The following is a 7,839-nucleotide window of genomic DNA, read 5'->3' as shown; positions in this document are numbered from 1 at the left end:
ACTCTTAAATGATGGAGAGCTTATTATTAAATGGGGAAGAAAAATAAAAAACAAGGGAAATGCTGTTTGTGCAAATTAAAAGCACAACAGCTTACATACAATCATTAATACATCAACTTTCTGAGGTGATATGCTTTTAAAACTGCAACAAATTATTGTTAAACCTGGGCAATAAATGTTACTCAAAGATATTAGTTGGCAGCAATTAGAAAATATTTTAGAAGAAATGGGAGAAAGGCGTGCTGCACGTATTTCTTATAGTCATGGTTGGTTAGAAATTATGGTTCCCGTACCATAACACGAAAAAGATAAAGAATATATTGGTGAGTTAGTAAGAGTTTTATTAGACAAACTTCAAATTGATTTTGAGCCTTTTGGTTCCACAACACTTAAAAATGAGCGAATGCTGCAAGCAGTAGAACCAGATACCAGTTTTTATATTCAAAATCAAGCTGCTATCATTGGTAAAAATCGCATCGATTTAAATATAGACCCACCACCAGATTTAGCAATCGAAATTGATATTACTTCTCGAACTCGATTTGAGAATTATGAAATTTTGGGAGTTCCTGAACTTTGGCGACATACACAACAAGGTTTAGAAATTTCGATTCTACAAGAGGGAAAGTATATTAAATCTCAATCTAGTCCTAATTTTCCTAATATCCCAATTGTTGAATTAGTTAATGAATATGTTCAGCAGTGTTTAACAATTGGTAGAAGTCAAGCTATGCGTAGTTTTCGAGATTGAGTAAAGAATAATTTATAAGAATGCGATCGCTATTTTAAAACGTTACAATAAACAAGTGCGATCGCTATTAAGCAAAGCTGCAAAACTAAGGTTGCCGCACAAATTTGTATTTATCAGTGCCAGATATTTGTTGAACTTTGACTAAGAAAATGGCATTATCTGTGCGATCACCTGATTGTGCAAACTGAATCCTTCCTGTAGCACCATCAACTAAAAAACTTGGACTGTGCAATATATTTTGCAAATCATCACGAGTTTTACTTTGCTGCAAACCTTTAACTATCGCTAAAGTGGCATCATAAGCTGTAGCCGTTCGCCAATTCACTGTTCCACCCCAAAGCTTCTCAGCATTATTTACAAAGGAATTACCGGGATCAGGAAACCAAGGTATAGCAATTACCATGCCGTTGATAGCTTCCCCCTCATTTAGGGTTTCGCTTGTAAACAGCGTGGAACTACTAAATAAGCTCAATTGTCCTTTATTCGCTCGTGTCACTGCTAGACCTTCCCTATTTCTGTCTATGTAGAGAGCTAATACTAAAGCATTAGCACCACTGCTAACAGCTTGGGTAATAACTGCACTAGAGTCAAAATTTTTGGCAGCAATATCGCAGTTGGTGGAGTTAACCTGACCACCAGCAGCTTTTATCCCTTCAATAAATCTGTCCTTAAAGGAAAAATTATCTATACCTTTAGAATCAATACAAATCAAAAAATTGGTTTTACCTGTTTTGATAGCGTAATTAGATAGGTTATCTGCTATCGATTTAACACTAGGAGCAGTGCGTAAGATATAGTTGCCTATAGTGGTAAGGTTTTGAGCAAAACTAGTGGGAGATATCATTACTAATCTTCCACTTTGATACACTGACGCTGCTGCGATGGAAGCATTACTAGCATTATGTCCAACTACAGCCAAAATGCTGTTATCTTTGACAAAGTTAGTCGCAATCTTTACAGCTTCACTTGGGTCATTATCATCATTAGCGATCGCTACTTCTAAAGCTTGACCATTGATCCCACCACTGTTATTCACCTCATCTTGAGCTTGAGCCACACCCCGTAGCATCTCTTTTGCCACATTTGGATTTGTACCAATAGGTACACTTGTAGCTATTTTGACGTATTTTTTCTGTTGGCGAGCCTTGGCGTTATTCAAGTAAATCAAAGCTTCTGGGTCTGTACGATTAGCTTGACGGTATGAATTTAATTTATCAATAGCAGTCGGACAATCACCATTTAAGAATGCTTTCACTCCAGCTTCTTTATCTGGGTTCGTATCTTGCTTGAATAGAATTTTTTCACCAAAACTAATTCTATCACCTAGAGTATACTCCTCTTTGAGACAGGAGTTTACTAGAGGTTTAACTACAAGTTGAGGTTTATCTTTAAGCCTAAAAAAGTAGACTACAGTACCACCAATAACCACTCCGATTATTCCAACAATGCAAGCTCCTATTATATATTTTGTAAAATTACTATTTTGGGGGGGTGGAGAATTGTCAACTCCCGGAGGTGCAGTAGTAAGTGGCTGTTCAGCAATTATTGGAGCTTCGATTAGGGCTATATCTTCATTTCTAAGTCCTAAAGCTTGCTGAAGACGTTTCAAATTAGCGCCAGTTCTATCGCTGAGAGGAAACCCTTGTCTAATCTCGTCGCGGAACGCTAGCTCATATCGCTGTAATTTTATCCTTTTGTTTTCGATAGGTGCTAAAACCTGAGTTTCAATTGCAGCAGCGTCCTCAGATGATAGTTGCAGAGTCTCTTGTAATGCATCCAATGCAGCGCGACCAGCAACAGAAATTTCACCATTACCACCCTCTACCCAATACTCAACTTCTCGAAGATATGTGAGTCTGGGATCATTACTTGGTGCTTTGGCAAGCTTGATTTTAAAGCCACCTTTGACAGGATATATCTCTGGTTTCATGGCTGGCGTACTTTCTTGTACTTTCTTGGCAGCGTATTCATGCAACTCATCGACAGAAATCCAACCGTCTTCATCCCGATCTGCCGCACCAGTCTCTAAACCCTCAACTATGTAGCTGGTATAAGTTGAGGTATCTACTCCTTGCTGTTCAAAAGCAAATTGAGTTGAAGTCGAAGATGTGAGAACAGCCCGCCCTTCTCCACCCAATTGGTTCTTGACATCCACAAAACCATCATCTTTAGCCGCCATATCCTTGGCAAACGCACCACTAAAGCAACAATCGAGAATCACTACCTCGCGTTTGGAGCGGCTATCACTCATGGCCTCATGGACAAAATTAGCTGGTACTGTTGTTGCCCTAGCTGGTACTCCCTTGTCAGTTTTACGGGTGTTACGAGCCGCAAAGTAAAGCTTACCACTCTCATCTTTAATGCCATGTCCAGAGAAAAATAGCAGCACGAGGTCATCTTTTTGACGATTATCAAACAAGATACCGATCGCTTCCTCCATCTCATGCCGTTGAGGGTTCAGCAGCACTTTGACATCATCAAAACCCCCAATCTCTGGGTTCTCTAAAACTCGCTGTATTGCCTCAACATCTTTTGTCGCTGCTGGCAATGGAGTAAGGCCAGGTTCATACTCACTGACTCCGATTAGCAGTGCTATTTTCACCATCTCGTTATTCTTCCTTGCTAATGGAATTTATCAGTTGCCTGCGATAAACTTTTGAGCTTGTTCAATGGCGGCGTTTAACTCTTCCTGACTACTAGCTTTCACCTTCAGTTTTTTGCCGTTAGCCTCGACTTCCAATTCAATGGTTTTGTTGCCCAAGCGATCGCCCAAAAATCCCAACAATTTCTTAAAATTGGCAAGGCTAACCTCTGCCTGTAATACTCCCAGCAGAAAACCGCCAACAGGCTTGCCTCTTTCGGGTATTTCTGTAAGTGCTACAAGTTCAGCACTTTCTACATCTAATTCTTTGATTTCTCGCAGCAGATTCCGTGTTTCCTGTTCTTGCTCCTCTGCATCTAAGTCTGGATTAGAAAGAGCGATCGTCAGTTTGACATTAGATTCAGAACTCATTTTTTGCCCTTTTAAGTTTTTCAGCAGTTGATGGTCAATAGTATTTCTGTAGTATATCGATTGACATCACATCTTCTATGTAAATTTCCTGAAACTTTTGCAAGATTTTTCCAAAAACTCACGAAATTAAGGCAAAAATCTGGTATAAACACAGAATATCCCTCTTCAATAGCTTCAAAACTTAGAGGCAATCAACAGTATTTCATCTGACAAGTTGTTTCGATACAGCAATTTGTTTTACCACGCTTGCGATCGCAAAGTAAGTTACGAGTTTGTCCTTGCAACTTCTTTAGAAGCGATCGCTAGATCGAACTATTACAGGATGACGTAAATCCAGCGACCATCTCAAATCAACCAGACAAGGGGCTGAAGCCCCTTGTTAAAGGTAGGCAAACTTGTGCCACAGTTGTCAGGTTAATTAAAACAAGTCCAAGTCTGTCACAGCACCAATACTGCTAGAAGATACCAATTTGGCATATTTTGCCAACACGCCTTTAGTGTAACGCGGAGCCGGAGGTTGCCAGTTGGCACGACGACGGGCCAATTCTTCTTCAGATATGTTCAACTGCAATAAACGAGCGGGTGCATCAATAGTAATACTATCGCCTTCTTCTACAAGCGCGATCGCCCCACCAACTGCGGCTTCTGGAGCAACATGACCAACCACCATGCCATAAGTACCTCCAGAAAAGCGTCCGTCGGTAATTAATCCCACCGCATCACCCAACCCAGCACCGATAATTGCTGAAGTGGGAGCCAACATTTCCCGCATTCCAGGACCACCTTTAGGCCCTTCGTAGCGGATTATGAGAATATCACCAGCTTGAATCTTACCAGCCAAAATTGCATCTAAAGAGGCTTCTTCTGATTCAAACACCCGTGCAGGCCCAGTAATTACTGGTTTTTTTACCCCAGTAATTTTGGCGACAGCCCCTTCTGTTGCCAAATTACCTCTGAGGATGGCTAAATGTCCTTGAGGATACATCGGGTTATTCCAAGGACGAATCACATCTTGATTGGCAGATGGTTCTTCTGGTATGTCTGCTAATATCTCTGCAATGGTTTGACCGCTGATGGTGAGGCTATCACCGTGTAATAAATCATGCACAAGTAACATCTTCATTACTTGCGGAATGCCGCCAGCTTTGTGCAAATCTGTAGCAACATATTTACCACTTGGTTTCAGATCGCACAAAACGGGAACGCGGGCGCGGATAGTTTCAAAGTCGTCTATGGTTAACTCTACATCAGCGGCGCGGGCGATCGCTAAAAAGTGCAGTACTGCATTGGTCGAACCACCTACTGCCATAATCACAGAGATGGCATTCTCTATAGATTTGCGGGTGATAATTTGACGAGGTAAGATTTGTTTACGAATGGCTTCGACTAAGACAAATGCTGATTTTTCTGTGCTATCGGCTTTTTCGGCATCTTCCGCCGCCATTGTCGAAGAATAGGGTAAACTCATCCCCAGCGCTTCAAATGCTGAAGACATGGTGTTAGCTGTAAACATTCCCCCACAGGAACCCGCACCAGGACAAGCTCGGCCTTCAACTTCTAATAATTCCTTTTCGTCAATTTTTCCAGCACTGTATTGACCAACAGCTTCAAAAGAACTGACAACAGTTAAATCGCGTCCGTTGTAATGACCGGGTTTAATTGTGCCACCGTAAACAAAGATAGCCGGGATATTCATCCGGGCCATTGCAATCATTGCCCCTGGCATATTTTTATCACAACCGCCAATAGCCAGCACGCCATCCATACTTTGTCCAGTACAGGCGGTTTCAATGGAATCGGCAATCACTTCCCGCGACACTAGGGAATATTTCATCCCTTCAGTTCCCATCGAAATCCCATCGCTAATAGTAATCGTACCGAACACTTGCGGCATTGCTCCGGCGGTTTTTATCCCCACCTCTGCCCTTTGCGCCAGTTGGTTTATCCCCATATTGCAGGGAGTGATCGTACTGTAGCCATTGGCAATGCCCACAATGGCTTTATTGAAATCTTCATCTTTAAAACCAACTGCACGCAGCATAGCTCGATTAGGCGATCGCTGCACTCCTTGCGTCACAATTTGGCTTCTCAAATTCTCCGACATCTTTTTTCCTTCCGTGCCATTATCGCAACAGTTGCGATTGTATTACCTGATGATTTTCTCATGCCTGGGCGGTGCGATCGAATATGAGTAATTCTCTATGTTTCACCGTGTCTTTTGGTCAACCCTAATTAGAATAAATCTTCATCTAAGCGTTTGTATAAAATAGGGATAATTCTTGTGTGTTAGGCATCTAGAGTGCCGGAAATACTAGAGATAGCAATACGAATTTAAATATGAAAAAAAGTCATTGCCCCAAGCTGAGGCTCTGACTTTCCACATTTATAGCTTAGTATATTGATATTGATTCCGGCGCAAAGGTGGAGACACTCTAACTTTGCACTAGAGTTCTTCAAAATTATATCTGCCTTGAAAATAGTGAGTAGGGACTGGGAAAGAGATGTTTTCATTCTCTAGTGCTTTCTGCCTTCTCCCAAGGTGAGACGCTAAAAGCCATCTGTCTGCTGCCTTATTTTCAAGGCAGGAATATTACATTAAAGAACGAAGTCACTTGACACTACTTGTGGCGCCCCTATAAGCCGAATTTGAAACTCAGCCGACCGATCCCCATCAGTACTACCTTCGAGAATACCTCCTGAATAACGGATTTGTCCGGGTGCGGAAAATTGGCCACTCCCAATGAAAGTGAAAGCTTGGTTGCCCCCAATAGTGGAGTTGGCATCGATAGTAAATAGATCAATTCGATCGCCTGACAAATTACCGTTTCCACGAAAGTCAGTGATTAAGTCGCGTGACGAAAGTGGACTATCAGAAATTGAGTTGTACTCGAAAACATCATTACCCGATCCTCCAGTGAGAATATCTTTTCCACTACCGCCAGTCAGGACATCATCCCCATCACCGCCGATAAGATTATCATTTCCAGTACCGCCAAAGAGAATATCTCTGCCAGTACCGCCATTCAGGCTATCGTTGCCACCACCACCGTTAAGAGTATCGTTGCCAGCATTACCAAAGAGGCTATCATTGCCACCACCAGCGTTAAGGAGACTGTTGCCACTACCACCTATAAGGGTACTGTTACCACCACTAGTGTTAATGACATCGCTTTTACCATTATTGCTGCTACTGCTGCTGCTACTGCTACTGCTACTACTACTACTACTGCTACTAGAGCTGGCACTAACACTGCCGCTACCGTAGGAAATTGATATTGAACTTGGCATTGATGAATTTCTCCTAAAACTTAGAGGAAAAAAAATTACGTCTTTACTTCCCCATTATAAAACGCCATTGCTGATTAAGAGTATAAATTTGCTTTCCTTCAAATGCATAAAGTAAACAATTTCAAACATAGAACTTGGGATTTTCATACTTTCATTCCGCAATGCCGAAATAGCAAGGTAAAAAGCTCAACAGTGGGAATATATTCTTGAATAAAGCTGACAAGAACAGGTCTTGACTATTAAGTTTGAATATTTGAGAATATTTGAGAATATTTAAGAAGTACTAGATGTATTTGATGATCTTTACATCAAAATTGTACTAAAAATCATCTAATCTTCTTGTACCTTATGTTTTCAGTTGTTTCAGTTGAAAAATACTAAGGTAACAGGAGATTTGTTCTAAGTAATTATATAGACTTGAGTCCCTTGCTACTGTATTCATAATAACAATACCATAGTATTACCCTCCAACAGACTTTTTTATAAATAGAAAAAAGAACAATTAACTTTCTTTTATTCTCTGGTCAAAATAAAATCGAAAACCTTTGTACAGATAGAGTTGGTTTTGCATATTGGTATTTGTTTAGTGGTTTCTGTAGTTATATATAACAAATAATTGTCAATAAGTTAAAAGCTTTGTTAGACGCATGAGACGAAGAAAAGCCTAAAGATTTGTGTAACTTGAATTCGTTTTCAGTCTTAAGACTGGAAATGTATTTCGAGAGGACTGCTTTATATGGTAAAGCCACTGGAGGCAGAGTCTTACAGGATCGAGGCTGTATTTGAA

At 40.8% G+C, this 7,839-nt stretch carries 4 protein-coding genes and 1 pseudogene; 1 reads left to right on the top strand and 4 read right to left on the bottom strand.

Annotated features, from left to right (window positions below; translation table 11 throughout):
* Positions 1-175: 175 nt before the first annotated feature.
* Positions 176-751, top strand: a pseudogene (locus V7K84_RS19680) (Uma2 family endonuclease).
* Positions 752-836: 85 nt separating this feature from the next.
* On the opposite strand, the gene V7K84_RS19675 reads toward V7K84_RS19680, so the two are convergent.
* The 4 genes from V7K84_RS19675 to V7K84_RS19660 form a co-directional block, all read right to left on the bottom strand.
* Entirely contained in the window at positions 837-3,356 is a 2,520-nt protein-coding gene (locus tag V7K84_RS19675) for a caspase, EACC1-associated type (RefSeq protein ID WP_334840452.1), read from the bottom strand.
* 30 nt (positions 3,357-3,386) lie between these two features.
* Entirely contained in the window at positions 3,387-3,764 is a 378-nt protein-coding gene (locus tag V7K84_RS19670; RefSeq protein ID WP_334840450.1) for a hypothetical protein, read from the bottom strand.
* 418 nt (positions 3,765-4,182) lie between these two features.
* Positions 4,183-5,868 (bottom strand): dihydroxy-acid dehydratase, encoded by a 1,686-nt coding sequence (ilvD, locus tag V7K84_RS19665; RefSeq protein WP_334840448.1) that lies wholly within the window; start codon positions 5,866-5,868, stop codon positions 4,183-4,185.
* A 491-nt stretch (positions 5,869-6,359) separates the two neighbouring features.
* Positions 6,360-7,052: a calcium-binding protein gene (locus V7K84_RS19660; RefSeq protein ID WP_334840446.1), complete on the bottom strand. Its 693-nt coding sequence runs from the start codon at positions 7,050-7,052 to the stop codon at positions 6,360-6,362.
* Positions 7,053-7,839: the final 787 nt, after the last annotated feature.

The sequence above is a fragment of the Nostoc sp. genome (assembly GCF_036917315.1).
Lineage (GTDB): Bacteria > Cyanobacteriota > Cyanobacteriia > Cyanobacteriales > Nostocaceae > Nostoc.
This window is presented reverse-complemented; position numbering and strand designations above follow the sequence as displayed.

What these genes read in the sequence shown, in the direction of transcription:
- V7K84_RS19675 (WP_334840452.1), bottom strand. Translation starts at nt 3,356, where the DNA reads ATGGTGAAAATAGCACTGCTAATCGGAGTCAGTGAGTATGAACCTGGC.
- V7K84_RS19670 (WP_334840450.1), bottom strand. Translation starts at nt 3,764, where the DNA reads ATGAGTTCTGAATCTAATGTCAAACTGACGATCGCTCTTTCTAATCCA.
- ilvD (WP_334840448.1), bottom strand. Translation starts at nt 5,868, where the DNA reads ATGTCGGAGAATTTGAGAAGCCAAATTGTGACGCAAGGAGTGCAGCGA.
- V7K84_RS19660 (WP_334840446.1), bottom strand. Translation starts at nt 7,052, where the DNA reads ATGCCAAGTTCAATATCAATTTCCTACGGTAGCGGCAGTGTTAGTGCC.